The 25454-nt window shown below is 74.3% G+C and carries 24 protein-coding genes and 1 pseudogene; 20 read left to right on the forward strand and 5 right to left on the reverse strand.

The features are described from left to right. Window positions 1–25 precede the first annotated feature (25 nt). From FHX44_RS34530 to FHX44_RS34585, 12 genes are all read left to right on the forward strand, one after another. A complete protein-coding gene (locus tag FHX44_RS34530) occupies window positions 26–2062 on the forward strand; it encodes a primosomal protein N' (RefSeq protein WP_147259613.1) in 2037 nt (678 codons plus the stop codon). Between the two features lie 118 nt (window positions 2063–2180). Further along, complete coding sequence (gene def / locus FHX44_RS34535) at window positions 2181–2729, forward strand: peptide deformylase (protein WP_147259614.1); 549 nt, start codon at window positions 2181–2183, stop codon at window positions 2727–2729. After that, a complete protein-coding gene (gene fmt, locus FHX44_RS34540; protein ID WP_147259615.1) occupies window positions 2729–3658 on the forward strand; it encodes a methionyl-tRNA formyltransferase in 930 nt (309 codons plus the stop codon). Before def ends, fmt begins: the two co-directional genes overlap by 1 nt. Then, window positions 3655–5130 carry an RsmB/NOP family class I SAM-dependent RNA methyltransferase gene (locus FHX44_RS34545; RefSeq protein WP_147259616.1) on the forward strand — a complete coding sequence of 492 codons (1476 nt, stop codon included), beginning with the start codon at window positions 3655–3657 and terminating at the stop codon, window positions 5128–5130. Before fmt ends, FHX44_RS34545 begins: the two co-directional genes overlap by 4 nt. Window positions 5131–5166: 36 nt before the next feature. After that, complete coding sequence (locus FHX44_RS34550) at window positions 5167–6210, forward strand: CobW family GTP-binding protein (RefSeq protein WP_147259617.1); 1044 nt, start codon at window positions 5167–5169, stop codon at window positions 6208–6210. 74 nt (window positions 6211–6284) lie between these two features. Next, entirely contained in the window at window positions 6285–6968 is a 684-nt protein-coding gene (gene rpe, locus FHX44_RS34555) for a ribulose-phosphate 3-epimerase (protein ID WP_147261691.1), read from the forward strand. Between the two features lie 71 nt (window positions 6969–7039). Continuing rightward, a complete protein-coding gene (locus tag FHX44_RS34560; protein ID WP_147259618.1) occupies window positions 7040–7690 on the forward strand; it encodes a riboflavin synthase in 651 nt (216 codons plus the stop codon). Further along, window positions 7687–9000, forward strand: coding sequence for a bifunctional 3,4-dihydroxy-2-butanone-4-phosphate synthase/GTP cyclohydrolase II (locus tag FHX44_RS34565; RefSeq protein WP_246170748.1), 1314 nt, complete (start codon window positions 7687–7689; stop codon window positions 8998–9000). The genes FHX44_RS34560 and FHX44_RS34565 overlap by 4 nt, the downstream gene beginning before the upstream one ends. Before the next feature lie 13 nt (window positions 9001–9013). After that, on the forward strand, window positions 9014–9493 hold the full coding sequence (ribH, locus tag FHX44_RS34570; RefSeq protein WP_147259619.1) for a 6,7-dimethyl-8-ribityllumazine synthase: 480 nt from the start codon (window positions 9014–9016) through the stop codon (window positions 9491–9493). A 50-nt stretch (window positions 9494–9543) separates the two neighbouring features. Beyond that, on the forward strand, window positions 9544–10002 hold the full coding sequence (locus FHX44_RS34575; RefSeq protein ID WP_425469209.1) for a PH domain-containing protein: 459 nt from the start codon (window positions 9544–9546) through the stop codon (window positions 10000–10002). 59 nt (window positions 10003–10061) lie between these two features. Then, the gene (locus FHX44_RS34580) at window positions 10062–11087 is read left to right on the forward strand and encodes a beta/alpha barrel domain-containing protein (protein ID WP_246170749.1); all 1026 of its coding nucleotides are present in this window, start codon (window positions 10062–10064) and stop codon (window positions 11085–11087) included. A 59-nt stretch (window positions 11088–11146) separates the two neighbouring features. Beyond that, window positions 11147–11863, forward strand: coding sequence for an HAD-IA family hydrolase (locus FHX44_RS34585; protein WP_147259620.1), 717 nt, complete (start codon window positions 11147–11149; stop codon window positions 11861–11863). Window positions 11864–12032: 169 nt separating this feature from the next. Here the strand turns inward: FHX44_RS34585 and FHX44_RS34590 are convergent, their stop codons facing one another. Continuing rightward, window positions 12033–12764 (reverse strand): DUF2786 domain-containing protein, encoded by a 732-nt coding sequence (locus FHX44_RS34590; RefSeq protein ID WP_147259621.1) that lies wholly within the window; start codon window positions 12762–12764, stop codon window positions 12033–12035. Window positions 12765–12916: 152 nt separating this feature from the next. On the opposite strand from FHX44_RS34590, the gene uvrC reads away from it, so the two are divergent. The 4 genes and pseudogenes from uvrC to whiA all read left to right on the forward strand — a co-directional run bounded on the left by uvrC (window position 12917) and on the right by whiA (window position 18028). Next, window positions 12917–14953 carry an excinuclease ABC subunit UvrC gene (uvrC, locus tag FHX44_RS34595; protein WP_147259622.1) on the forward strand — a complete coding sequence of 679 codons (2037 nt, stop codon included), beginning with the start codon at window positions 12917–12919 and terminating at the stop codon, window positions 14951–14953. A gap of 68 nt (window positions 14954–15021) precedes the next feature. After that, window positions 15022–15906 (forward strand): RNase adapter RapZ, encoded by an 885-nt coding sequence (gene rapZ, locus FHX44_RS34600; RefSeq protein WP_147261695.1) that lies wholly within the window; start codon window positions 15022–15024, stop codon window positions 15904–15906. After that, window positions 15903–16850: pseudogene (locus tag FHX44_RS34605) on the forward strand (gluconeogenesis factor YvcK family protein); the annotation flags it as partial. The gene rapZ and the pseudogene FHX44_RS34605, both read left to right, overlap by 4 nt. Window positions 16851–17044: 194 nt before the next feature. Further along, the gene (gene whiA / locus FHX44_RS34610) at window positions 17045–18028 is read left to right on the forward strand and encodes a DNA-binding protein WhiA (RefSeq protein ID WP_147259624.1); all 984 of its coding nucleotides are present in this window, start codon (window positions 17045–17047) and stop codon (window positions 18026–18028) included. Here the strand turns inward: whiA and FHX44_RS34615 are convergent. The 4 genes from FHX44_RS34615 to FHX44_RS34630 form a co-directional block, all read right to left on the reverse strand. Further along, window positions 18000–18803 carry a methyltransferase domain-containing protein gene (locus FHX44_RS34615; protein ID WP_147259625.1) on the reverse strand — a complete coding sequence of 268 codons (804 nt, stop codon included), beginning with the start codon at window positions 18801–18803 and terminating at the stop codon, window positions 18000–18002. The genes whiA and FHX44_RS34615 overlap by 29 nt on opposite strands. Window positions 18804–18880: 77 nt before the next feature. Continuing rightward, window positions 18881–19480, reverse strand: a complete 600-nt coding sequence (locus FHX44_RS34620) for a dihydrofolate reductase family protein (protein ID WP_147259626.1) — start codon at window positions 19478–19480, stop codon at window positions 18881–18883. Further along, window positions 19477–20823 carry an FAD-binding oxidoreductase gene (locus FHX44_RS34625; protein WP_147259627.1) on the reverse strand — a complete coding sequence of 449 codons (1347 nt, stop codon included), beginning with the start codon at window positions 20821–20823 and terminating at the stop codon, window positions 19477–19479. Before FHX44_RS34625 ends, FHX44_RS34620 begins: the two co-directional genes overlap by 4 nt. A 10-nt stretch (window positions 20824–20833) precedes the next feature. Then, window positions 20834–21697, reverse strand: a complete 864-nt coding sequence (locus FHX44_RS34630; RefSeq protein ID WP_147259628.1) for a helix-turn-helix domain-containing protein — start codon at window positions 21695–21697, stop codon at window positions 20834–20836. A 66-nt stretch (window positions 21698–21763) separates the two neighbouring features. Here FHX44_RS34630 and FHX44_RS34635 point away from each other — a divergent pair, with 66 nt between their 5' ends. The 4 genes from FHX44_RS34635 to tpiA all read left to right on the forward strand — a co-directional run bounded on the left by FHX44_RS34635 (window position 21764) and on the right by tpiA (window position 25448). After that, on the forward strand, window positions 21764–22345 hold the full coding sequence (locus FHX44_RS34635; protein WP_212612784.1) for an O-methyltransferase: 582 nt from the start codon (window positions 21764–21766) through the stop codon (window positions 22343–22345). Between the two features lie 116 nt (window positions 22346–22461). Continuing rightward, window positions 22462–23478: a type I glyceraldehyde-3-phosphate dehydrogenase gene (gap, locus tag FHX44_RS34640; RefSeq protein ID WP_147259629.1), complete on the forward strand. Its 1017-nt coding sequence runs from the start codon at window positions 22462–22464 to the stop codon at window positions 23476–23478. Next, window positions 23475–24659 carry a phosphoglycerate kinase gene (locus FHX44_RS34645; protein WP_147259630.1) on the forward strand — a complete coding sequence of 395 codons (1185 nt, stop codon included), beginning with the start codon at window positions 23475–23477 and terminating at the stop codon, window positions 24657–24659. Before gap ends, FHX44_RS34645 begins: the two co-directional genes overlap by 4 nt. Beyond that, window positions 24660–25448 carry a triose-phosphate isomerase gene (gene tpiA, locus FHX44_RS34650; protein WP_147259631.1) on the forward strand — a complete coding sequence of 263 codons (789 nt, stop codon included), beginning with the start codon at window positions 24660–24662 and terminating at the stop codon, window positions 25446–25448. The last annotated feature ends 6 nt before the right edge of the window (window positions 25449–25454 follow it).

The raw sequence follows: 25454 nt of genomic DNA on the forward strand, positions 1-25454 counted from the left end.
CCGGAGGCGGAGTGAGCACGATTCGGTGAGCACCGTGGCCCGACGGGGTCGCAACCGCGGCGAGTGGCGGCCTGCCGCGGACCTGCCCGTGGCCCGGGTCGTCGTCGACGTCCCGCTCGCACACCTCGACCGTCCCTTCGACTACCGGGTGCCCGACCACCTCGACGCCGACGCGGTGCCGGGCGTGCGGGTGCGGGTGCGGTTCGCCGGACGCCAGGTCGACGGCTTCCTGCTCGAACGGGTCGCCGAGTCCGCGCATGCGGGGCGGCTGGCGTGGGTGGACAAGGTCGTGTCGGCCGAGCCGGTGCTCACCGCGGAGGTGGCGGCGCTGTGCCGGGCCGTGGCCGACCGGTACGCGGGTGTGCTCTACGACGTGCTGCGCCTCGCCGTCCCGCCGCGGCACGCCCGGGTCGAGGCGGAGACCCCGAAGGAGCCGGAGCCGGCCCCGCCCGCGGAGATCGCCCCTGCCGGGTGGGCCCGCTACGCCCGCGGCTCCGCACTGCTCGACGCGCTCGCCGGCGGGCGGGCGGCGCACGCGGTCTGGCAGGCGCTGCCGGGGGAGGACTGGCCGCAGCGGCTGGCGGAAGCGGTCGCCGCCACCGTCGCCGCCGGGCGCGGGGCGCTCGTCGTGGTACCGGACCAGCGCGACGTCGACGCCCTGCACGCCGCGTGCGCCCAGCTGCTCGGTGCCGGTGGCGTGGTCGCGCTGACCGCGGACCTGGGTCCCGCCGAGCGGTACCGGCGGTGGCTCGCCGTCCGGCGCGGGCAGGTCGGAGTGGTCGTCGGCACGCGGTCGGCCGCGTTCGCCCCCGTGCAGCGGCTCGGGCTGCTCGCGGTGTGGGACGACGGCGACGACCTGCACGCCGAGCCGCGCGCGCCGTACCCGCACGTCCGCGACGTGCTCGTGCTGCGCGCCCACGCGGTGGGCGCGGCGTTGCTCGTGGCCGGGTTCGCGCGCACCGCCGAGGCGCACCTGCTCGTCGAGTCCGGCTGGGCGCGCGAGGTCGTGGCCGACCGGATCGTCGTCCGGGACGCGATGCCGCGGATCGCTCCGGTCGGCGAGTCCGATGCCCATCTCGTCCGCGACCCGGACGCGCGGGCGGCGCGGTTGCCGCACGTCGCGTTCGAGGCGGCGCGGACGGCGCTCGCCGCCGGGCGCCCGGTGCTCGTGCAGGTCCCGCGTTCCGGGTACCTGCCGTGGCTCGCGTGCGGCTCCTGCCGGGAGACCGCCCGGTGCCGGCACTGCGCGGGGCCGCTGGGCTTCACCGGAAGGCCTGCCGGGGACTCGGGTGGCGCGGAGCTGCCGCACTGCCGCTGGTGCGGGCGGCCCGAGACGGCGTTCCGCTGCCCGGGGTGCGGGTCGCGACGGCTGCGGGCCGGGGTCGTGGGCGCCGGGCGCACCGCGGACGAGCTCGGCCGGGCGTTCCCCGGCACCACGGTCCGCGCGTCCGGGGGCGGCGCCCCGGTCCTCGCCACGGCGGCGCAGCTGCCGGAGCTGGTGGTCGCCACACCGGGTGCGGAGCCGCGCGTCCCCGGTGGCTACGGCGCCGCACTGCTGCTGGACGGGTGGGCGCTGCTGTCCCGGCCCGACCTGCGCGTGGCCGAGGAGACCCTGCGCCGCTGGCTCGCCGCGGCCGGGTTGGTGGTGCCGCACGGCGCAGGCGGGCGCGTGGTCGTGATGGCCGATCCCGAGCTGCCCGTGGTGCAGGCGTTGGTGCGCTGGGACCCCGCCGGGCACGCGGGCGCCGAGCTCGCCGGCCGGGCCGAGGTCGGCTTCCCGCCCGCCGTCCGGATGGCGTCGGTCGAGGGCGGGCCCACCGCGGTCGCCGAGGTGGTCGACGGGGTGCTCGCCGACCTGCCCGCGGCCGAGGTGCTCGGTCCGGTGGAGATCGAACCCGAGCGACCCGGGGACGCGGAGATGCGCGAGCGCGCGCTGGTGCGGGTGCCGCGCGCCCAGGGCAAGGCGCTGGCCGCCGCCCTGCACGCCGCGCAGGCCGTCCGCACCGCCCGCAAGGCGACCGACCCGGTCCGCGTCCGGCTCGACCCCGTCGAGATCGGCTGAGGGACCGACGCCGGGCCTGCGCCGTGCCCGCTGCGTGGCAGAATCGACCCCTCGCCGCCGCGCGTCCCGCTCCCGAACCGCCCGATCGCCTGCGCGGCGCCCTCCTGGAGGAAGTTGCGTGTCCGTCCTACCCGTCCGCCTGTTCGGCGACCCGGTGCTGCGCACCCGCGCCGCCGAGGTCACCACGTTCGACGCCGAGCTGCGCAAGCTCGTGGCCGACCTCACCGACACGATGCACGCCGAGGGCGGCGCGGGCCTGGCCGCTCCGCAGCTGGGCGTGGGGCTGCGGGTGTTCACCTACGACTGCGACGGATTCGCCGGGCACCTGGTCAACCCCACCTGGGACGTCGTCGGCGACGAGGAGCAGGTCGGGCCCGAGGGATGCCTGTCGATCCCGGGCCTGCGCTGGGACTGCCGCCGGCACCTGCACGTCGTCGCGCGGGGCTGGAACATGCACGGCGAGCCGGTCGTCGTCGAGGGCAGCGAGCTGCTCGCCCGCTGCATCCAGCACGAGACCGACCACCTGGACGGCGTGTTGTTCGTCGACCGCCTCGACCCGGAGACGCGTCGCCAGGCGATGGCCGAGATACGGGCGGCGGAATGGTTCGGGGAACCGGTGCCCGAGGTGCGGCTGAGCCCGCACCCGCTGTTCGGGAAGGTCAGGTAGTGCGGCTCGTCTTCGCCGGCACCCCCGATCCCGCGGTCCCGTCCCTGCGGGCGCTGCTGGAGTCCCCGCGCCACGAGGTCGTGGCCGTCGTCACGCGCCCGGACGCGCCCGCGGGCCGCGGCCGCAAGCTGGTGCGCTCCCCCGTGGGCCGGGTCGCGGACGACGCCGGCATCCCCGTGCTCACCCCCGCGCGGCCGTCCGAGCCGGAATTCCTCTCGCAGCTCGCCGAGCTCGCGCCGGACTGCTGCCCCGTGGTCGCCTACGGCGCGCTCGTGCCCCGCGAGGCCCTCGACGTGCCGCGGCACGGCTGGGTGAACCTGCACTTCTCGCTCCTGCCCGCGTGGCGGGGTGCCGCACCCGTGCAGGCGGCGCTGCGCCACGGCGACGAGATCACCGGCGCCACCACCTTCCGGCTCGAGGAGGGGCTCGACACCGGGCCGGTCTTCGGGGTCGTCACCGAGGAGGTGCGCCCCACCGACACGGCGGGCGATCTCCTCGGGAGGCTCGCGACGTCGGGTGCCGGGCTGCTGGTGGCCACGCTCGACGGGATCGAGGAGGGCACCCTCGAGGCCCGGCCGCAGCCGGCCGACGGTGTCTCGCTCGCCCCGAAGGTCACCACCGCCGACGCTCGCGTGGACTGGGGCGCCCCTCCCGTCGCGATCGACCGGCTGATCCGCTCCGTCACCCCGGAGCCAGGGGCCTGGACCACGTTCCGGGAGGAACGGCTCGGTCTCGGCCCGGTCGCCCGCGTCGAGGACGCGCCGGTACTGGAGCCGGGGGAGCTGCGGGCGGAGAAGCGACGCGTTCTCGTCGGCACGGCCGGGGCGCCGGTGCAGCTGGGCGAGGTGCGACCCGTCGGCAAGCGGGCCATGCCCGCCCCGGACTGGGCCCGCGGCGTTCGGATCGCGGCGGCGGAGCGGCTGACATGACCGGAACGGGCCCGCGCCGGGAAGGGCCGCGCCGACCCCGGCGCGACCGCGGCGCCGGCCCGCGGCAGTCCGGGCCGCCGCGCGGCCGGCAGGGCCCGCCCCGGCCGCCGGAACCGGACCCCGCGCGCCTCGCCGCCCTCGAGCTGCTCACCGCCGTGCGCACCAGGGACGCCTACGCCAACCTCGCCCTGCCCGCGATCCTGCGCAGGCACCGCCTGCGCGACCGCGACGCCGCACTCGTCACCGAGCTGGGCTACGGCACCCTGCGCGCGCAGGGCCTGCTCGACGCCGTGATCGACGAGTGCACCGACCGTCCGCTGTCCCGGGTGGAGCCCGGCCTGCTCGACGCGCTGCGCCTGGGCGCCTACCAGCTGCTGCGCACCCGGATCCCGCCGCACGCCGCCGTGGCCACCACCGTGGAGCTGGTGCGCGCCGAGGCGGGAAGCCGGGCGGGCGGGTTCGTCAACGCGGTGCTGCGCCGCGTCGGCGAGCGCGACGAGCCGGCCTGGGTGGCGGCGCTCGCCCCGCCCGCCGACGAGGACCCGGTGGGGCACTCCGCGTTCGCCCACTCCCACCCCCGGTGGATCGCACAGGCCTTCGCCGACGCGCTGGGCCGCTCGGCCGACCCGGCCGCCGAGCTGGACGCCGCGCTCGCGGCCGACGACGCGCGCCCCGCCGTACACCTGCTCGCCCGCCCCGGGGAGATCACCGCAGCCGAGCTCGCGCTCGTGACCGGCGGCGAGGAGGCGCCGTACTCGCCCTACGGCGTGCACCTCGGGCCGGGTGGCGGCGACGTCGGCGAGATCGACGCGGTGGCCGAAGGGCTCGCGATCGTGCAGGACGAGGGCAGCCAGCTGGTGGCGCTCGCCCTCACCCGTGCCCCGCTGGTGGGCGACGACGCGGGCCGCTGGCTCGACCTGTGCTCCGGCCCCGGTGGCAAGGCCGCCCTGCTCGGCGGCATCGTGGCCCTCGACGGCGGCGCACTCGACGCCGTGGAACCCAGCGAGCACCGCGCCGGCCTGGTGCGCCGGGCCACCGACGGGCTCCCGGTGACCGTCCACCAGGCCGACGGCCGCGCCGCGCCGCTCCCCGACGCCGCGTACGACCGCGTGCTCGTGGACGCGCCGTGCACCGGCCTCGGGGCGCTGCGCCGCCGTCCGGAGGCCCGGTGGCGGCGGCAGCCATCGGACGTGGCAGGGCTCACGGCGCTGCAGCGGGAGCTGCTCACCGCCGCCCTGCGCCACGTGCGCCCCGGTGGCGTGGTGGCCTACGTGACCTGCTCGCCGCACCTCGCCGAGACCGCGGGCGTGCTCGCCAGGGTGCGCCGCGCCCACCCGGAGATGCAGCAGCTCGACGCGCGCGAGTACCTGCCCGGCGTTCCCGATCTGGGCGACGGGCCCACCGTGCAGCTCTGGCCGCACCGGCACGGCACCGACGCGATGTTCCTCGCGCTCCTGCGCCGCGAAGGGTAGCGCCGGCGCTCACGCCGGCCGTGATAGGTCTTGCCGATGCGCCGACGAATCCCGGTGATCGTGCTCGCGGGCTTCCTCGGTTCGGGGAAGACCACCGTCCTCAACCACCTGCTCGCCCACAGCCTCGACCTGCGCATCGGGGTGATCGTCAACGACTTCGGCAGCATCCCCGTCGACGCCATGCTCGTGGGCGGGAGCGCCGCGGGCGTCGTCCCCGTCGGCAACGGGTGCCTGTGCTGCACCAGCGACGAGGCCGGTGTAGGGCCGCTGCTCGACCAGCTCACCGGACCGGGTTCCGACATCGACGCGATCGTCATCGAGGCCAGCGGGATCGCCGAACCTGGGGCCATGGTTCGGCTCGTGCTCGGTGCCGGGAACCCGAACATCAGCTTCGGCGGGCTGGTCGAGGTCGTCGACGCCGCCGAGTTCGAGGGTGCCCGCGGCAGGCACCCGGCCCTCGACCGGCACGTCCGGCTCGCCGACGTCGTGGTCCTCAACAAGGCCGACCTGGTGGACGCCGGCCGCCTGACGCAGGTGCAGGAGCTGTGCCGATCCCTCAACGACCGGGCCCCGCTGCTGGTCACCCGGCACGGCGGGGTGGACGCCCGGATGCTGTTGGACGTCGATGTGGTGCCGGGCCGGCAGCTCATGCTCGGCCAGGTCGACGCCGAGCGTCCCGCCGACCAGCACCACGACCATCTCCATGCCGCCTACGACGCCTTGACGTTCGCGACGGACCGGCCGGTCGATCCGCGCCGGTTCGTCGACTTCCTGCACCGCCGTCCGGCTGCCGCCTACCGGATCAAGGGGTTCCTGCACTTCGGCGTCAGCGGTCACCGGCAGCGGTACGTGCTCCACGCCGTCGGTCAGCACCTGCGGTTCGAGGTGAGCTCCTGGCCCGCGGGGCACCGCCGCGGCACCAGCCTCGTGGTGATCGGGTGCGGCATCGACCGAGACGCGCTGAGTGCCGAGCTACGCGCGTGCGAACGCGACGAACCCGCCGATCCCGACACGATGTTCGCGGTCCACCGGTACACACCCGCCACCGTGCCCGCCGGTTCCGCCACCGGCGATGACTGACCGGCGAGACTGACCGGGGACGAACGCGTGCGGAGGGCCGCCCGCCCGCGGCGTACCCTCCTTGAGTGCACCCCATGATCGCGCCGAGCATCCTCGCGGCCGACTTCGCCCGGCTCGCGGACGAGGCAGCCGCGGTGGCGGGCCCACCCGGCCGCGGTGCCGACTGGCTGCACGTCGACGTGATGGATGCCCACTTCGTGCCGAACCTGACGCTCGGCCTGCCGGTGGTGCAGGCGCTGCGCAAGGCCACGGACGTGCCGCTCGACTGCCACCTGATGATCGAGGACCCGGAGCGCTGGGCCGTGGGCTACGCCGAGGCAGGCGCCCACAACGTCACGGTGCACGTCGAGGCCTCCCGCGAGCCGGTCGCGCTCGCGAAGGACCTGCGCGCCGCCGGTGCCCGCGCCGGCCTGTCGATCAAGCCGGGGACGCCGCTCGAGCCGCACCTGGAGACCCTGCGCCACTACGACACGCTGCTCGTCATGAGCGTCGAGCCCGGGTTCGGCGGGCAGGAGTTCATCGCGGACGTGCTGGAGAAGGTGCGCACCGCGCGCCGCCTCGTCGACACGGGCCACCTCACGCTGCTGGTCGAGATCGACGGCGGCATCAACACCGACACGATCGAGGCGGCGGCCGAGGCCGGTGTCGACTGCTTCGTGGCCGGCTCCGCCGTGTACGGCGCCGCCGACCCGGCCCGTGCCATCGAGGCGTTGCGCGAGCAGGTGCGGCGCGCGTCGGCGCACCGCGGCTGGACCTGATCGGGCGGGAACGTACGGCCCGGCCGTCGGGTTGCACCCGGCAGTGCCGGCGGCGGAAGGGGAGATGCGGGATGTTCACCGGGATCGTCGAGGAGATCGGCGAGGTCACGGCGGTGCAGGAGAGCGCGGACACGGTGGTGTTCACCGTGCGGGGGCGGACGGTCACCTCCGACGCCCGCCACGGCGACTCGATCGCGGTCAACGGGGTCTGCCTCACCGTGGTGGATCCCGACGGCAGCACCGACGGCACGTTCACGGTCGAGCTGGTGCCCGAGACGCTCAAGCGCTCCAGCCTGGCGGCCGTCGTACCGGGCACGAAGGTGAACCTGGAGCGGGCCGTCCCGGTGAACGGGAGGCTCGGCGGTCACATCGTGCAGGGCCACGTCGACGGCGTGGCCACCCTGCTCTCCCGCTCGCCCGGCGAGCGCACCGACGAGCTGCGCTTCAGCCTCGCCCCCGACCTGGCCCGCTACGTCGTGGAGAAGGGCTCGATCACCGTGGACGGGGTGTCGCTCACCGTCGCGGGTGTGTCGGCCGACACCTTCACCGTCGCGCTGATCCCCACGACGTTGTCACACACCACACTCGGATTCCGGCAGCCGGGGGATACCGTGAACCTGGAGGTCGACGTCGTCGCGAAGTACGTCGAGCGGCTGACGGCGGGATACGGCGCCATTGCCGGGGGCGTCCCGCCGGCACACGAGGAGGCCAGGGCTCGGTGAGTGCGGGTGTGGATGGTGAGTCGGCGCGGCCGGTGACACCGGGCGGGTTCGAGTCGATCGAGCGCGCGGTGGCCGACCTGCGGGCAGGCAAGGCGATCGTCGTGGTCGACGACGAGGACCGCGAGAACGAGGGCGACCTGATCTTCGCGGCCGAGATGGCCACGCCGGAGCTCGTGTCGTTCATGGTGCGCTACACGTCCGGGTACATCTGCGTCCCGCTCACCGAGAGCGAGTGCGACCGGCTCGACCTGCCCCCCATGCACCACACCAACTCCGACAGCTTCCGCACCGCGTTCACGGTCACGGTGGACGCGAAGGTGGGCGTCACCACGGGCATCTCGGCGGCCGACCGCGCCCACACGATCCGGCTCCTCGCCGACCCGGGCACCGGCCCCGGCGACCTCGTGCGCCCCGGCCACATCCTGCCGCTCCGGGCCCGCGAGGGCGGCGTGCTGCGCAGGCCCGGCCACACCGAGGCCGCGGTCGACCTGGCCCGCCTCGCCGGGCTCCGGCCTGCGGGCGTGCTGTGCGAGATCGTGTCGCAGAAGGACGTCGGCGGCATGGCCCGCGGCGACGAGCTGCGGGTGTTCGCCGAGGAGCACGACCTCACCCTGATCACGATCGCCGACCTGATCGCCTACCGGCGCCGCTTCGAGAAGCACGTCGTGCGGGTGGCGCAGGCGCGCATCCCCACCGCGCACGGCGACTTCATCGCGTACGGGTACGACTCCCTCCTCGACGGCATCGAGCACATCGCGATGGTGCGCGGCGATGTCGCCACCCCCGAAGGCACGGGCGAGGACGTGCTCGTGCGCGTGCACTCCGAGTGCCTCACCGGCGACGTCATGGGTTCCCTGCGGTGCGACTGCGGGCCGCAGCTGGACGCCGCACTCGCCGCCGTGGCCGCCGAGGGCCGCGGGGTCGTGCTCTACATGCGCGGGCACGAGGGCCGGGGGATCGGCCTGCTGCACAAGCTGCAGGCCTACCAGCTGCAGGAGGCCGGGGCCGACACCGTCGACGCCAACCTCGCGCTGGGCCTGCCCGCCGACGCCCGCGACTACGGCACCGGCGCGCAGATCCTCGCCGACCTCGGCATCAAGTCCATGCGGCTGCTCACCAACAACCCCGACAAGCGCGCGGGCCTCGAGGGCTACGGCCTGACGGTCACCGGCCGCGTGCCGCTGCCGGTGCGTGCCCACCGCGAGAACCTGCGGTACCTGCGCACCAAGCGCGACCGGATGGGGCATGATCTGCCCGATCTGGACACGCTCGGGCGCGGCGACGCGCTCGCCGACAGCACGGGAACGTAGAGGGGGAGACGTCATGAGTGGCGAGGGGCGTCCGGCGGCGCAGCTGCCCGACGCGTCGGGCCTGCGTCTGGCCATCGCGGCCACCACCTGGCACGCCGACATCGTGGACGTGCTGCTGGAGCGGGCGGTCGCCACGGCGGTGAAGGCGGGCGTGGAGTCGCCGACGGTGGTGCGGGTGCCCGGCACCGTGGAGCTGCCGGTCGTCTGCCAGGAGCTCGCCGTGCGGCACGACGCCGTGGTGGCGCTCGGCGTCGTGATCCGCGGCGGCACCCCGCACTTCGAGTACGTGTGCGACGCCGTGACCGCAGGCCTCACCCGCGTGGCGCTCGACGAGCGCACCCCGATCGGCAACGGCGTGCTCACCTGCGACACCCGCCAGCAGGCCGTGGACCGGTCCGGCGCGCCCGGGTCGGCCGAGGACAAGGGCAACGAGGCGTGCGTCGCCGCGCTGCAGACCGCGCTCGTGCTGCGCGACCTGAGGACCGGACGGTGAGCGCCTCGACGGACGCCGGCACCGGGGGAGCGCGCGGTACCGTGGACGCCGTGGACGCCGTGGCCGCCCCGGATCACGATGTCGTGGTCGTGCGCCCGCGGAAGGTGCTGATCGCGTCCTGGGTGGGCGCGGTCGTCACGGTGGCGCTCTTCGTGGCGATCGCCGTCGTGCTGCGCACCGTCCAGACCGGGGTGTACTTCCGGTTCGCCGACCAGGTGGCGCTCGTCCTGCTCGGCCTGTTCATCGCAGGCGGCCTCCTCCTGCTCGCCCGCCCGCGGGTGCGCGCCGACGCCGAGGGCATCGAGGTGCGCAACATCCTCGTCACGCGGCGGCTGCCGTGGTCGCTCGTGCTGCGGGTGGCGTTCCCGGACGGTGCCTCCTGGGCCCGGCTGGACCTGCCCGACGACGAGTACCTGCCCGTGCTCGCCATCCAGGCCGTCGACGGCCAGCGCGCGGTGGACGCGATCACCCGCGTGCGCGCGCTGCACGCCCGGTCCCGGTCCTCCTGAAGCGCACGTCACCCGCCGGGCTCCCGGTGCACCGCCGCTCCGGACGTAGCATCGGGGCCGTGCTGCGCTCCCGCGAGACGAGCCCCGCCCCTGCCGCCGAGAGCGTGCGGCTGGGCGACATCGTCCTCCGCAACCGCCTCGTCACCTCGTCGAGCCTCCTCGGGTACGGCGTGGCCAACTCGCCGCTCCTGCCGTACGGCATGAGCCCGGTATCGCTGTTCGTGCCGCTGTCGGAGTTCGGCGCCGTCACCACGCGCACGCTCACCGTCGAGCCGCGGGAGGGTCACTTCACCACCCGCGACGACTGGGCGCTGCAGGAGCTGCCCGCGCTGCTGAAGCGGTACGGCACCGTGCTGCGCGGCACCGACGCCGGGTTCCTCAACGCGTTCGGCTGGTGCAACATCGGCATCGACGCCTACCTGCGCGACTACTACCCCCGCACCCGCGACCAGCGCACGATCATCTCCCTCGGCGGGTTCTCGGCCGAGGAGTTCGTCACGCTCGTGGACCGGGTGAACGCAGCCGTCCCCGCGGGTGACATCGCCGCCGTCGAGTTCAACGTGAGCTGCCACAACGTCAACTTCGACTTCTCGACGATCCTGCAGGACGTGCTCGACGAGGCCGTGCCCCGCAGCAACCACCCGGTGATCCTCAAGCTCTCGCCCGACTACGACTACCTGCGCAACGCCCAGCAGGCCGTGAAGGCGGGCGTGTCGGCCCTGACCGCGATCAACACGGTGAAGGCGCTGCGGCTCGACCCGCGCACGGGCACGCCGTGGCTCGCGAACCGCTACGGCGGCCTCTCGGGCCGGGCGATCAAGCCGATCGGCCTGCGCGTGGTGAGCGAGCTGCGCGACGCGGGTGTGACGCTTCCGATCATCGCCACCGGCGGCATCCGCACGGTCGACGACTGCCGCGAGTACTTCTGGGCCGGCGCCGACGCCGTGAGTCTCGGCAGCGCGACGTGGTTGGCGAGCTATCCGGGGTACGCTCTCGCACCGTTGCGGGCGCTGCGCGTTCGGCGCGTGTTGCGTGCCGTTCGGCGCTACTCAACGCTGCCGAATCGCGACAGCGCGTTGCGCTGAGCGACGATCTTCACCCGAATGGGGTGCCCGCAGCCGAGGCAATCCCGGGGAGGGGTCCGATGACGATCGCGTCGGGTGCGGCCACGACGGTGGGGCTGCGTGCTCCCGAACGTCGGCCGCGTGCCGTGCTCTTCGACGTGTTCGAGACCATGCTGCGCGTCGACGCCCTGCGTTCGCGGTTCGTGGACGTCGGGCGCCCCGAGCACGAATGGGAGCTGTTCTTCACCCGCACCCTGCGCGACGGGATGGCCCACACGCTGGCCGGCGCGGTGCGCCCCTTCGGGGAGGTGGCCCGCGCGGCCCTGCGCACCACCACCGGCCACACGCTCTCCGCCGAGGCGGTGGAGCACGTCATCGCCGGGTTCCGCGAGCTCCCGCCGCACCCGGACGTCGAGCCGGCACTGATGGCGCTCGCCCGCGCCCGGATCCCCGCGTTCGGGTTCACCCACGGCACCGAGACCGTGGCCTGCGACGCCCTCGACAAGGCCGGCCTGCGCACCTACCTGCGCGACACGTTCTCCACGGAGCGGATCGGCTCCTTCAAGCCACCGGCGCGCGTGTACCACTGGGCCTGCCAGCGCGTGGAGCTCGCGCCGGAGAAGGTGGCGCTCGTGGCGGTGCACTCCTGGGACGTGCACGGCGCCGTGCGGGCCGGGCTCATCGGCGGCCTGGCCACGCGCCTCGAAGGCGTCGTGCCCGACGTGGTGGAGCGCCCGCACATTGCGGCGGAGCGTCTGGACACGGTGGTGGAGCGGCTCATCGCCCTCCCGGTCTGACCCGGAGCGCGTCGGCCGGGTTGCACGCCGCCAGGTGGCCGAGCCGAGGCGTCACCGACCGGCCGCGGGCTGCGCCGTGCGGTGATCACCAGTACTCCACCGCCGCGACGGTCGCAGTGGCGTGCTGCTCGTCGCGGCCGACCCGGCCGACCCGGCCGACCCGGCCGACCTACGCCCCCAGCGCCCGCCACCTCCCGGCCCCGAGCCCGCCGCCCCCACCGAGATCGGCGCGCTGCCCGGCCAGCGCGCCCGCGGCGCGGCCGGAGCCGGACAGGGCGCTGGGGCGGAGCGTGGCCAGGCGGGGGTAGGTGGCGGCGAACTGCTCCGCGACGCGGCGGCGCCGGTCGGCCAGCACCACGGCGACCCCCGTGTGCGCGCTCGCCGCGGCGCGGGAGGTGGCGTGGCCGGCGGCGCGCTGCTCGGCCTCGACGAGACGGCGGTGGATCTGCGCGGCGAACCCCTCGAGCCAGGACCGCCGGTAGGCGGCAACGGATTCGCCCGGCCAGGGCGGTCGCACACGTACGAGCTGCGCGGTGGCTTGCAGGAGTAGAGACGTGTAGAGCACCTCCACCCGTTCGCGGTCGGAGGCGTGCCCGAACACGGTGACGGCGGCGACCTTGCCGCCCCACGCGCCGTGCAGCACCCACCGGCAACCCAGGGCTGCGGCCGTCCAGCCCAGCAGGCGGGCCTTGCCGGCGCTGTAGGGGTCCTGCATCGCGATCCGCAGCGGGCCGATCTCGTCGCTGCCGGGGTCGGCCGCGGCGAGGAGGGCGGCGTCGATGCCGTGGCGGGCCATCAGCTCCACGGCCTTGGCGGTGTAGATCTCCGACTCGGCCGCGGTGGCCGCACGCTCGGCCTTGGCGAGCAGCTTGCGGACGGTAGCGAGCTTCTCGGCACCCATGATGACCCCCTCCGATCGAACGTGTGTTCGCAGTGGGAGATGTAATCACGGGGTGGCGACAGTTTCACGGAGCGCCTACACCACGCCCGCGACGCGCCGGGCAGGCGGCCCCGCCCGGGCGTGTCGCACCACGGTCCTACCCTGGAGGAGCCATGCGCGATCCCGTGTCGAACGACCCCTCCCGGTACCGCCCGGCGCCCGGATCCATTCCGGAGGCGCCCGGGGTGTACCGGTTCTCCGATCCGCACGGGCGCGTGATCTACGTCGGCAAGGCCAAGAGCCTGCGGCAACGGCTCAACTCCTACTTCGCCGACCTCACCGGCCTGCACCCGCGCACGCGGCAGATGGTCACCACCGCCGCCAAGGTCGAGTGGACCGTCGTCACCACCGAGGTCGAGGCGCTGCAGCTCGAGTACAACTGGATCAAGGAGTTCGACCCGCGGTTCAACGTCCGATACCGCGACGACAAGACGTACCCGGTGCTCGCGGCCACGATGAACGAGGAGTTCCCCCGGCTGCACGTCTACCGCGGGCCGCGGCGCAAGGGCGTGCGCTACTTCGGTCCGTACGCACACGCGTGGGCCATCCGGGAGACCCTGGACCTGCTGCTGCGGGTGTTCCCTGCTCGTACGTGCAGCGCCGGGGTCTTCAAGCGCCACGGCCAGATCGGGCGGCCCTGCCTGCTGGGCTACATCGACAAGTGCTCTGCGCCGTGCGTCGGCCGGGTCGACGCCGACGAGCACCGCGGCATCGTCGAGGACTTCTGCGACTTCCTCGCGGGCCGCACCGACCACCTCGTGCGCCAGCTCGAGCGGAAGATGGCCGACGCGTCCGAGCAGCTGGAGTTCGAGCGGGCGGCGCGCCTTCGCGACGACATCGGGGCGCTGCGCCGCGCCATGGAGAAGCAGGCCGTGGTCCTGGGCGACGGCACCGATGCCGACGTCGTGGCGTTCGCCGAGGACGAGCTCGAGGCCGCGGTGCAGGTCTTCCACGTGCGCGGCGGGCGGGTCCGGGGCCAGCGCGGCTGGGTGATCGACAAGGTCGAGCCCACCGACACCGCGCAGCTCGTCGAGCGGTTCCTCACCCAGTTCTACGGCGAGCAGGCCGCGCTCGCCGGGTCGGCCGACGACGCCACCCAGCCCGTACCGCGCGAGATCCTCGTGCCGGAGCTCCCGCCGGAGGCCGATTCCCTCGTCGAGTGGCTCTCCGGGCTGCGCGGGTCGCGGGTGCACCTGCGGGTGCCGCAGCGGGGGGACAAACGTGCGCTGGCGGAGACGGTGGCGCGCAACGCCGCGGAGGCGTTCACCCAGCACAAGCTGCGCCGCGCAGGCGACCTCACCGCGCGCTCAGCGGCTCTGCAGGAGATCCAGGACGCTCTCGGGCTCGACAGCGCGCCCCTGCGCATCGAGTGCGTCGACGTGAGCCACGTGCAGGGCAGCAACGTCGTCGCGTCGCTGGTCGTGTTCGAGGACGGGCTCGCCCGCAAGTCCGAGTACCGCCGGTTCGAGATCCGCGGCGGGGCCGAGGGTGGGGACGTCGCCGCCATCGCGGAGGTGGTGCGGCGCCGGTTCCGCCGCTACCTCGCCGAGACCAACACCGAGACGCGAGCGGGTAACGACGACCCGGACGCGGGCGAGTCCGGAGAGGTGCCCGCCGGAGACACCGAGCACCGCCCGGGCATCGACCCGGAGACGGGTCGCCCTCGCAAGTTCGCCTACCCCCCGAACCTGCTCGTCGTCGACGGGGGCCAGCCACAGGTGGAGGCCGCCGCCGATGTGCTCGCCGGGCTGGGCGTCACCGACGTCGCGGTCTGCGGGCTCGCGAAGCGGCTGGAGGAGGTGTGGTTGCCCGCCGAACCCGACCCGGTGATCCTCTCGCGCACCAGTGAAGGCCTCTACCTGCTGCAACGCGTCCGCGACGAGGCACACCGCTTCGCGATCACCTACCACCGGCAGCGTCGTTCGCAGAGCATGATCGCCTCGGAGCTGGACGGCGTGCCCGGGCTGGGCCCGGCCCGGCGCGCGGCGCTGCTGAAGCACTTCGGCTCGGTGCGCAAGATCAAGGCCGCCGGGGTGGACGAGATCGCCGCCCTCCCGGGCTTCGGCCCGCGTACGGCGGCGGCGGTGCTCGCCGCGCTCCACGGCCAGCCCGGCACGGAGCCGGCGAAGGCCGGACAGGGGGTCCAGTGAACGAGGGCACGGTGAGCGGGAGCGTGACGGGTGGTGGCGCGGCGACCGGCGGTGCGGCGGGCGGGGGCGTGATCGCCGGTTCGGAGCCCCCGGGCATCGAGGTCACCCTGGTCAGCGGGCTGTCCGGGGCGGGACGCAGCACCGCGGCGAAGGTCCTCGAGGACCTCGGCTGGTTCGTCGTCGACAACCTGCCCCCCGAACTGATCGCCACGATGGTCGAGCTCGGCGCCAGAGCCCGCGGCGAGATCACCCGGATCGCCGTGGTCATGGACGTCCGCAGCCGGGCCTTCACCGCCGACCTCGGTGCCGTCATCAAGGACCTGGACGCCCGCGGCTACAAGCCGCGGCTGCTGTTCCTCGAGGCCTCCGACGCCGTGCTGGTGCGCCGCTTCGAGCAGGTGCGCCGCAGCCACCCGCTGCAGGGCGACGGCCGCCTCGTCGACGGGATCGCGGCCGAGCGGGAGCTGCTCGCGCCGCTGCGGGAGAGCGCCGACCTCGTCGTCGACACCTCCACGGTGGCCGTGCCGCAGCTGCGAGCCACGCTGGAGCGGGCGTTCGGCACGGAGGCCGCGCACGTCACCCGCGTCACGCTGGTGTCGTTCGGCTACAAGTACGGCCTGCCGATGGACTCCGACCTCGTCGTCGACGTCCGCTTCCTGCCCAACCCCTACTGGATCCCGGAGCTGCGCGACTTCACCGGCCGGGACGAGACCGTGCGCGACTACGTCCTCAGCCAGGACGGCGCCGAGGAGTTCATCAGCCGGTACCTGGAGCTGCTGCGGCTGGTCGGCGCCGGCTACCGGCGCGAGGGCAAGCGGTACCTGACGGTGGCGGTCGGGTGCACCGGCGGGAAGCACCGCAGCGTCGCGATCAGCGAGGAGATGGCCAGCAGGCTCGCCGGCTCAGAAGGGGTCATCGTGAACGTGGCCCACCGAGACCTGGGGCGCGAATGAGAACGGCGGTCGCACTCGGGGGCGGGCACGGGCTGCACGCCACGCTGTCGGCGTTGCGGCGGCTCACCGACGACGTCACCGCCGTCGTCACGGTCGCCGACGACGGCGGCTCGTCCGGCAGGCTGCGCCGCGAGCTCGGCCTGCTCCCGCCCGGCGACCTGCGGATGGCGCTCGCCGCGCTCGCCGCCGACGACGAATCGGGGCGCCGGTGGGGCGCGCTCGTGCAGCACCGCTTCGGCGGCACCGGGGCGCTCGCCGGGCACGCGGTCGGCAACCTGCTGCTCGCCGGGTTGATGGAGGTGCTCGGCGACCCGGTCGCCGCCCTCGACGAGGTCGCCGCCCTGCTGGGGCTGCGCGGCCGGGTGCTGCCCATGAGCCGCGACCCGCTCGACATCGAGGCCGAGGTCACCGGCCTCGGATCCAACGGCGCGCTCATCCGCGGCCAGGTCGCCGTGGCCTCCACGCCCGGGCGGGTGCAGCGGGTGTGGCTGCGCCCGGACCGCCCGAGGGCCTGCACGGAGGCACTCGATGCGGTGAAAGCTGCGGACGTCCTGCTGCTCGGTCCGGGCTCGTGGTTCACGAGCGTGATCCCGCACCTGCTGGTGCCGGAACTGAGAGAAGCGCTGATCACGTCCCCTGCGCGCCGCATCGTCGTGCTCAACCTGGCCCCCGAACCGGGGGAGACCGCCGGGTTCTCCCCCGAACAGCACCTCGCCGTACTCTCACAGCACGCCCCGGAGCTGCGGGTCGACGCGGTGATCGCCGACGTCGCCGCCGTCCCGGTGCCCGAACGGCTGCACCGCACGGCGGCCGCGATGCTCGTCCCCGGAGGCCGGGTGCACCTCGCGCCGGTCGCCGCCGCCGACCCCGCGGTACCGCGTCACGACCCGGCCGCGCTGGCCGACGCCCTCGGCGTCGTGCTCGCAGAGCTCGACAGCACAGAGCTCGACAGCACAGGGCTCGACAGCACAGGGCTCGTCAACGCAGAGCTCGACAACGCAGGGCTCGACAGCACGGGGCTCGAGAACACAGGGCTCGACGGCACGGGGCCGGAGACGCACACCGGGCCCGACGCGCACGCCGGGTCGGCGCCGCACGGTCCCGCACCCGGGGGGCAGGAAACGAGGAGGTCGAACCCATGGCGATGACCGCGGCGGTCAAGGACGAGCTCTCGAGGCTCGTCGTCACGAAGCCGTGCTGCCGCCGGTCGGAGGTCGCGGCGCTGCTGCGCTTCGCCGGTGGGCTGCACATCGTCGGTGGCCGCGTGGTGGTGGAGGCCGAGGTCGACACCGGGTCGGTGGCGCGGCGGCTGCGCCGCGAGATCCACGACCTCTACGGGCACACCTGCGAGGCGCACGTGATCAGCGCGGGCGGGTTGCGCCGCGGGGCGCGCTACGTGCTGCGGGTGGTGCGCGACGGTGAGGGGCTCGCCCGCCAGACCGGCCTGCTCGACGTCCGTGGCCGCCCGGTGCGGGGCCTGCCGCCGCCCGTCGTCTCCGGCGGGGTGTGCGACGCGGAGTCCGCATGGCGCGGCGCGTTCCTCGCGCACGGCTCGCTCACCGAACCCGGCCGCAGCTCCGCCCTCGAGGTGACCTGCCCGGGCCAGGAGGCGGCGATGGCGCTGGTCGGGGCCGCGCGCCGGCTCGGCGTCACGGCGAAGTGGCGGGAGGTGCGCGGCGCCGACCGGGTGGTGGTGCGCGACGGCGACGCGATCGGCGCGCTGCTCACCCGCATGGGCGGGCACGAGTCCGTGATGGCGTGGGAGGAGCGGCGGATGCGCCGCGAGGTCCGTGCCACCGCCAACCGGCTGGCCAACTTCGACGACGCCAACCTCCGCCGCTCGGCCCGTGCCGCCGTGGCCGCCGCGGCCCGCGTGCAGCGGGCCCTCGAGATCCTCGGTGACGACGTCCCGGGCCACCTCCTGGCGGCCGGCAAGCTGCGCGTCGAGCACACCCAGGCCTCCCTCGAGGAGCTGGGCCAGCTGGCCGACCCGCCCATGACGAAGGACGCCGTGGCCGGGCGGATCCGCCGGCTGCTGCACATGGCCGACAAGCGCGCCGCCGACCTCGGCATCCCGGACACCGACTCCGCCGTCACCCCGGAGATGCTGGAAGAGGCCTGACCGGTTTGGTCGCAAGGAACACGTAGCGGTTCAGGCTGAAGAAGGCGGCCTCGCCCAGCGACGTGAGGTCGTCGATCCAGGCCTGGACATCGGCGGCGCTGATGCCGGCCCGGCCCGTGACGAACTCCCCGATCGTCGATGCGTTCATGGCGCTGTAGGTGTTCGGGTCGTACCCGACGTTGAGCAGCGGGAGGACCTGTGTCTGCACCGCGGTGAACCCGGCGGCGCGCAGCGCGGGGGCGAGGGTCCGCGGCAGGTGCGGGTCCACGAGGTGCTCGTCCCACGCGGCCAGGATGCGGGCGGTGCGGGCCTGGTCGCGGGAGTGCCAGACGATGGAGTCCCAGTCGGTGTCGAGCAGCAGCAGCCGCCCGCCCGGCCGCAGCACGCGGTGCGCCTCGGCCAGCGCGCCGGGAACGTCCTCGACGTACTCGAAGACCTGCGTGGAGACGGCCACGTCGACGCTCGCGTCCGGCAGGGGGAGCGCGGCCACCGACCCCGCCGATATCTCGACCGTCGCAACGCCCGGCGGCCGCGTTCGCCCGGCCGCGAGCGCGCGCATGCTCTCGCTGGGCTCGACGGCGTGCACCCGGCCGTCGGGACCCACCGCGGCAGCGATCTCGACGGCGAGCAGGCCGGGCCCGGCGCCGATGTCCACGACGTGCTCGCCCGGGCGCAGCGCGAGGATGCGCAGCACCTCGCGCCGCTGGCCGACGACGTCCGGTGTGGTGTAGATGGCTTCCAGCCGGCGGGCGCCGGCCTCGTCGAACGACAACATCCCGGACAGGACGACCTCCTCGGCGCGATGGCGACCCGCTCATGATGGCGGGTATCGGTGTCCCCCGGAACCGCGGATCACGCGCGCGTCCGCACCCGGTACCTCAGATGCGTCACGTCGCGTCCGCGCAGGACCCGGACCGGTTCGAGCTCGATGGGGTCGGGGCCGAGCGCCTCGAAGAGGCGCCGCCCTTCCCCGAGCAGGACCTGCACGAGATGGATCTCCATCGCGTCGAGCTGCCCCGCCCGCAGCAACGCCTGCGCCGCACCGGCGCCGTGCACCAGCACGTCACGGTCGCCCGCCGCGGCGCGGGCCAGCTCCGCGCACTCCCGGACGTCGGTGACGAACCGGGCGCTGCCCGGTGGGACGTCGCCGTCGTCGACGTGACGGGTGAGGACGAAGATCGGCACGCCGTCGTGGTGATCACCGTTCCAGCGCCCGGCCAGCTCGAAGGTGCGGCGGCCCGAGACCACCGCGCCGGTGGCCAGGGCCTCGCGGAACACCTGCCCGTTCGGGCCGTCGGACATCCGGTCGTCCAGCCAGTCGAACAGCCGCCCGCCGCCCCGGCCGAGCTCCTGACCCGGGCGGTCGTCCGGGCCGGCGATGAACCCGTCGAGGGACATGGACATGTACAGCACGAGTTCGGGCACGGGGTCCTCCGAGCTGGTGGGGTTCATACGAAGCTGGTGGCAGGTGGATCGGCTGCAGCGTGGATCCGCCGCAGCCGTTCGTGGTTGCCGCCGTGGTAGGCCGTGGCAGGCAGGGTGCGGTCGGGATCCGGGAAGTTCGGGTAGACCCGACCGGTCCCGAAGGGGGCGATCGTCGCCCACGAGCGCTCCGCGCGGTACCGGGCGGCCGGGTCGTCTCCGCTGGTCACGATGGTGTTCTCCACCAGGTAGGCCTCCGCGCGGTGCGCGAACGCCGTGGCGTCGGGCGGCGTGCGGTTGTAGGCGCCGCCCCACGGGGTGAGGTCCACCTCGTGGGCCTGCCCCGGTACCCGGTCGGCGAGGACGGTGCGTGCGAGCGCCGCCGCCGCGTCCGGGGGCAACGGGCGGCGGAAGAACCCGGACCGGCTGTACCGGACGCCCGGTGACTCCGCCCCGCCCCCGCCGAGCCCGGACAGGGACCGCTTCGCCTCCCGGAACGACCCGGGCGCGAGCGACGCGCCCGCCGGCTCCACGTCGGCGCGGCGGACGAACTCGTCCAGCAGGGGCGCGGGGTCGCTCTCGAGCATGGTCCCGACCAGCGTCACCTGGGCCGGCAGGTCGGGGTCGGCGGGCGCGACCACGCGCAGGGTGGCGGTGAGCTCGTCGGGCGCGCCGGGTGCCCATCGCGGCCAGGCCGCGACGACCGCCGCGGCGGCCCTGGCCGCCCACGTCAGCCGGAACACGGTGGTCGGCGGCGCCGGGACCGGGCGGAACAGCAGGCTGGTGACGACCCCACCGCCCGGTCCTCCACCGCGTAGCGCCCAGAAGAGATCGGGTTCGCGGTGCGCGTCGCAGTCGACGATCCTGCCGTCGCCGCGCACGACGCGCGCGCCGACGAGCCGGTCGCAGGTGAGCCCGTGCCGCCGGCCCAGCGCCCCGAACCCGCCGCCGAGGGTGAGCCCGGTGATCCCGACGGTGGGCCCGCAGCCCGCGGGCAGGGCGAGACCGTGTGCGTCGAGCGCGTCGTAGAGCGCGCCGAGCCGCGTGCCCGCGCCCACGACGACCACCCCGTGCCGGACGCCGACGGTGTCCATCGGGGAGACGTCGAGGACGATCCCGGTGGTCGACGAGCGGCCGGCGAAGCAGTGCCCGCCGCCGCGGACCGCCACCGGCACCCGCAGGAGGCGGGCGACGGCGAGGGTTTCGGCGACGTCCTCCGTCGTGGCACAGCGCACGACCGCCCGCGGGCGGACGTGGTGGAAGCGGGCGATCGCGGGCCGCCGGGCCGTGTCGTAGTCCGGCGACCCGGGTCGCACCACCTCGCCTGCGATCGCACCCTGCAGGGCGGCGAGCTCACGGTCGATCGCGGTCACGGGGGTGACGCTAGGACGCCTGCGCGGTGGCGTTCTTGAACGAAGCGGCCAGCATCGGCTGGTAGGACGCCGCGTGGTCGTGCCCGCACGCGCAGGCGTCGGTGGTCTCGGCGAGGAACGCGCGGGGCGTCGTGCCGGTGAGCCGCACGCACTCGCGGGTGAGGTGGGCCTGGTCGGTGTAGCCGGACAGGACGGCGAGCTCGGCCAGCCCGTCCGGCGAGCGGCCGGCGGCGATCGCCAGCTGGGCCCGGGCGAGGAATCCCTGGAAGCGCAGGGTGCGGTGCAGCGTCTTGGGCCCGAGGCCGACGGAGGCCTGGCAGCGCCGGCGCAGGTTGCGCTCGGAGACGGCGAGCAGGCGGGGGAGTGCGGCGATCGCGCTGGTCCGGCCGGGCATCAGCCGCCGGACGGCCTCCGTGACGAGCGGATCCGGGTGTGCGTCGGTGAGCCGGCGGGCGAGCACGCCGGCCTGCAAGGCGGCGAGCGCTTCCCCGGGAGACCCGCCGGCACCCACCCGGTCGCCGAGCGCGATGCCGGCGCGGCCCCAGATCGCGTCGGCGGGCACGGTGAGGTCCACCAGCTCGGACGGCGGTACCCCCAGCAGCGCCCCACCGGCCCCGGGCCGCAGCCGCATCCCGACCACGGTCGTGCCAGGGGCGAGCACCTCGACCTGCGCGCCCGTCAAGGGTCCGACCACGTGCGGCGGCGCCCCGATCGCGCAGACGACCTCCGTGCCGCCGTGCGGCAGGTTCCGGTGCGCGTAGGCGGGCGCGCCGGCCGCGATCTGCTGGACCCACACGGTCGAGACGACGTCGGCGAGCGCGGAGATCGGCGGCCGCTCGACGTAGCTCGGCCCCGTGGGGCCTGCGGGCGACATGAACGCATCGTGCTGCAGGGCGGGCGGGCGGCCAAGCCGCATCCGGATCAGTGGCACGATCACGGCGTGGATGACGCGGTTCGGGCGGTGATGGACAGGGTGGCCGACGCCGCGGCGCGGCACGACGCCACCCAGGAGGACAGGCTGAACCGGTGGCGTGTGCTGGAACCGGACGCGGGTCGCTTCCTCTGGTTCCTCACCCAGGCCGTCGGCGCGCGGAACATCGTGGAGATCGGCACCTCTCGCGGCGTCTCCACGCTCTGGCTGGCCGACGCCGCCCGCGCCACCGGCGGCCGGGTGGCCAGCTTCGACACCGACCCCGCGGCCCAGGCGGACGCTGCCGCGAGCCTCGCCGAAGCGGGTCTGGCCGGCTACGTCGACCTCCGGCTCGAGGACGGGGGCGCGGGGCTCGCCGGGCTCGGCGACGGCGAGGTCGACATGCTGTTCCTCGACGCGGAGCGCACCGAGTACCCGTCCTGGTGGCCGCATCCGGTCCGCGTACTGCGCGCGGGCGGCGTGCTCGTCGCAGACAACGCGCTGTCGCACCCGGGCGAGATCGCTCCCCTGGAGGCTCTGCTGCGCCGCGATCTGACCGCGGTGACGACGATCCCGGTCGGCAAGGGGGAGCTCGTCGCGCGTCGGCCGTAGGTTCGGCGGAATCGATGCCGTCAGAATCGATACAGGGCCTGGGCGTATCCGTCCCGTGACCAGCGACTAGGGTTGATGCCGGTTCCAGACACGCGAGAGCGGTACAGGAGGCGCACATGACCGTGCGGGTGGGCGTGAACGGGTTCGGTCGCATCGGCCGCAACTTCTGGCGAGCGGTGGACGCCCAGCGGGCGGCCGGCACCACCGACATCGAGATCGTCGCGGTGAACGACATCACCGACAACGCCACGCTGGCGGGGCTGCTCAAGTACGACTCGATCCTCGGCAGGCTGCCCTACGAGGTGAGCCACACCGACGACGAGATCATCGTCGACGGCAAGGGCTTCAAGGGCCTCGCCGTGCGCGACCCCGCCGAGCTGCCCTGGAAGGACCTCGGCGTCGACGTCGTGGTCGAGTCGACCGGCATCTTCACCAAGCGCGAGGGCGCCAGCAAGCACCTGGACGCCGGCGCGAAGAAGGTGGTCATCTCCGCCCCCGCGACGGAGCCCGACCTCACCGTCGTCATGGGCGTGAACGACGACGCCTACGACGGCTCGCAGACCATCATCTCCAACGCGTCCTGCACCACGAACTGCCTCGCGCCGCTCGCGAAGGTGATCGACGACGCGTTCGGGATCGAGAAGGGTCTGATGACCACGATCCACGCGTACACGCAGGACCAGAACCTGCAGGACGGCCCGCACAAGGACAAGCGCCGCGCCCGCGCCGCCGCCCTGAACGTGGTGCCCACCTCCACGGGTGCCGCGAAGGCGATCGGCCTCGTGCTGCCGCACCTCAACGGCAAGCTCGACGGCTACTCGCTGCGCGTCCCGGTGCCCACCGGCTCGATCACCGACCTCACCGTCGACCTGCGCAAGGAGGTCTCGGTCGACGAGGTCAACGCGGCGTACAAGGCGGCGGCGGAGAGCGGCCCGCTGAAGGGCTACCTGCGCTACAGCGACGACCCGATCGTCTCCTCCGACATCGTCACCGACCCGGCGTCCTGCATCTACGACGCGCCGCTCACCAAGGTGATCGGCAACCAGGTCAAGGTCTTCGGCTGGTACGACAACGAGTGGGGCTACTCGAACCGCCTCGTCGACATCACCGACCTGGTGGCTTCCAAGCTGTGAAGACGCTCGACGACCTCCTCGCCGAGGGCGTGTCCGGGCGGACCGTCCTGGTCCGCTCGGACCTCAACGTCCCGCTCGACGGCACGACGATCACCGACGACGGCCGGATCCGCGCCTCGGTGCCCACCGTGGCGAAGCTGCGGGAGGCCGGGGCGCGGGTGGTGGTCACCGCGCACCTGGGCCGCCCGAAGGGCGGTCCGGATCCGAAGTACTCCCTCGGCCCGGTCGCCGGGCGGCTCGGCGAGCTGCTCGGCGCCGAGGTCACCCTCGCCGATCACGGCGAGGAGGCGCAGGCCGCCGTCGGCGCCCTGGCCGACGGCGGGGTCGTGCTGCTGGAGAACATCCGGTTCGACCCGCGCGAGACGTCCAAGAACGACGACGAGCGCGCGGCGCTCGCCCACGAGCTCGCCGCGTTGACCGGTCCGGGCGGCGCGTTCGTCTCCGACGGGTTCGGGGTGGTGCACCGCAAGCAGGCCTCGGTCTACGACGTGGCGCAGGACCTGCCGGCGTACGCGGGCGGGCTGGTGCTGTCCGAGGTCGAGGTGCTGCGCAGGCTCACCGAGACCCCGGAGCGGCCCTACTCGGTCGTGCTGGGCGGCTCGAAGGTCTCCGACAAGCTCGCGGTGATCGAGGCGCTGCTGCCGAAGGTCGACGCGCTGCTCGTCGGCGGGGGCATGTGTTTCACGTTCCTCGCGGCCCAGGGCTACGGCGTCGGCGACTCGCTGCTGGAGCGCGAGCAGATCGACACCTGCCGCAAGCTCCTCGAGACCGGGAAGATCGTGCTGCCGTCCGACGTGGTGGTGGCCGACGACTTCTCCGCCGAGGCCAAGACGCAGACCGTCGCGGCCGACGCGATCCCCGACGGGTGGAAGGGCCTCGACATCGGGCCCGCCTCCGTGGCGGCCTTCGCGGAGGTGCTCGCCGGCGCGGCCACCGTGTTCTGGAACGGTCCGATGGGCGTGTTCGAGCTGGCCCCGTTCGCCGAGGGCACCCGAGGGGTGGCGCAGGCGATCGTCGACTCGGGCGCGTACAGCGTGGTGGGCGGCGGCGACTCGGCCGCCGCGGTGCGGGCGCTCGGCCTGCCCGAGGACGGGTTCTCGCACATCTCCACGGGCGGCGGCGCGTCCCTGGAGTACCTGGAGGGCAAGACCCTCCCCGGCATCGCCGTCCTGGAGAAGTAGATGCCCGTCCGAATGCCGCTCATCGCCGGCAACTGGAAGATGAACTGCAACCACCTCGAGGCGCTCGCGCTGGTGCAGAAGATCGCCTTCGCATTGCCGGAGAAGTACTTCGACAAGGTCGAGGTGGCGGTGCTGCCGCCGTTCACCGACATCCGATCGGTGCAGACCCTCATCGACGGCGACAGGCTCAGGCTGGTGCACGGCGCCCAGGACCTGTCGCCGCACGAGTCAGGTGCCTACACCGGCGAGGTCTCGGGAGCGATGCTCGCGAAACTCGGCTGCCGATATGTGGTGGTCGGGCACTCCGAGCGCCGCGAGCACCACGGCGAGGACGACGCGCTGGTCAACCGGAAGGTGCACGCGGCGGTCAAGCACGGGATCGTGCCGATCCTGTGCGTCGGGGAGAACCTCGAGGTGCGGGAGGCCGGCGAGCACGTCGCCCACACCACCCGCCAGGTCACCGCGGCGCTGGAGAAGGTTCAGAGCCAGCACGCGCAGACCCTCGTGATCGCCTACGAGCCGGTGTGGGCGATCGGCACCGGCCGCGTGGCGAGCGCGGCCGACGCGCAGGAGGTGTGCGCGGCGATCCGCGAGGCGGTGGCGGCGAAGTACGGCGAGGCCATCGCCGGCAGCGTCCGCGTCCTCTACGGGGGCTCGGTCAAGGCGAAGAACGTCGGCGAGATCGTGGCCGAGTCCGACGTCGACGGGGCGCTCGTCGGCGGCGCCAGCCTGGACGCCGACGAATTCGCGCAGCTCTGCGCGATCGCGGCGGGCGGTCCTCTTCCGTAACCGTGT

The organism is Pseudonocardia hierapolitana (assembly GCF_007994075.1).
In the GTDB taxonomy this organism is placed as follows: Bacteria; Actinomycetota; Actinomycetes; order Mycobacteriales; family Pseudonocardiaceae; genus Pseudonocardia; species Pseudonocardia hierapolitana.

What these genes read in the sequence shown, in the direction of transcription:
- FHX44_RS34545 (WP_147259616.1), top strand. Translation starts at nt 3,655, where the DNA reads ATGACCGGAACGGGCCCGCGCCGGGAAGGGCCGCGCCGACCCCGGCGC.
- FHX44_RS34550 (WP_147259617.1), top strand. Translation starts at nt 5,167, where the DNA reads ATGCGCCGACGAATCCCGGTGATCGTGCTCGCGGGCTTCCTCGGTTCG.
- rpe (WP_147261691.1), top strand. Translation starts at nt 6,285, where the DNA reads ATGATCGCGCCGAGCATCCTCGCGGCCGACTTCGCCCGGCTCGCGGAC.
- FHX44_RS34560 (WP_147259618.1), top strand. Translation starts at nt 7,040, where the DNA reads ATGTTCACCGGGATCGTCGAGGAGATCGGCGAGGTCACGGCGGTGCAG.
- ribH (WP_147259619.1), top strand. Translation starts at nt 9,014, where the DNA reads ATGAGTGGCGAGGGGCGTCCGGCGGCGCAGCTGCCCGACGCGTCGGGC.
- FHX44_RS34585 (WP_147259620.1), top strand. Translation starts at nt 11,147, where the DNA reads ATGACGATCGCGTCGGGTGCGGCCACGACGGTGGGGCTGCGTGCTCCC.
- FHX44_RS34590 (WP_147259621.1), bottom strand. Translation starts at nt 12,764, where the DNA reads ATGGGTGCCGAGAAGCTCGCTACCGTCCGCAAGCTGCTCGCCAAGGCC.
- uvrC (WP_147259622.1), top strand. Translation starts at nt 12,917, where the DNA reads ATGCGCGATCCCGTGTCGAACGACCCCTCCCGGTACCGCCCGGCGCCC.
- whiA (WP_147259624.1), top strand. Translation starts at nt 17,045, where the DNA reads ATGGCGATGACCGCGGCGGTCAAGGACGAGCTCTCGAGGCTCGTCGTC.
- FHX44_RS34615 (WP_147259625.1), bottom strand. Translation starts at nt 18,803, where the DNA reads ATGTTGTCGTTCGACGAGGCCGGCGCCCGCCGGCTGGAAGCCATCTAC.
- FHX44_RS34620 (WP_147259626.1), bottom strand. Translation starts at nt 19,480, where the DNA reads ATGAACCCCACCAGCTCGGAGGACCCCGTGCCCGAACTCGTGCTGTAC.
- FHX44_RS34630 (WP_147259628.1), bottom strand. Translation starts at nt 21,697, where the DNA reads ATGTCGCCCGCAGGCCCCACGGGGCCGAGCTACGTCGAGCGGCCGCCG.
- gap (WP_147259629.1), top strand. Translation starts at nt 22,462, where the DNA reads ATGACCGTGCGGGTGGGCGTGAACGGGTTCGGTCGCATCGGCCGCAAC.
- tpiA (WP_147259631.1), top strand. Translation starts at nt 24,660, where the DNA reads ATGCCCGTCCGAATGCCGCTCATCGCCGGCAACTGGAAGATGAACTGC.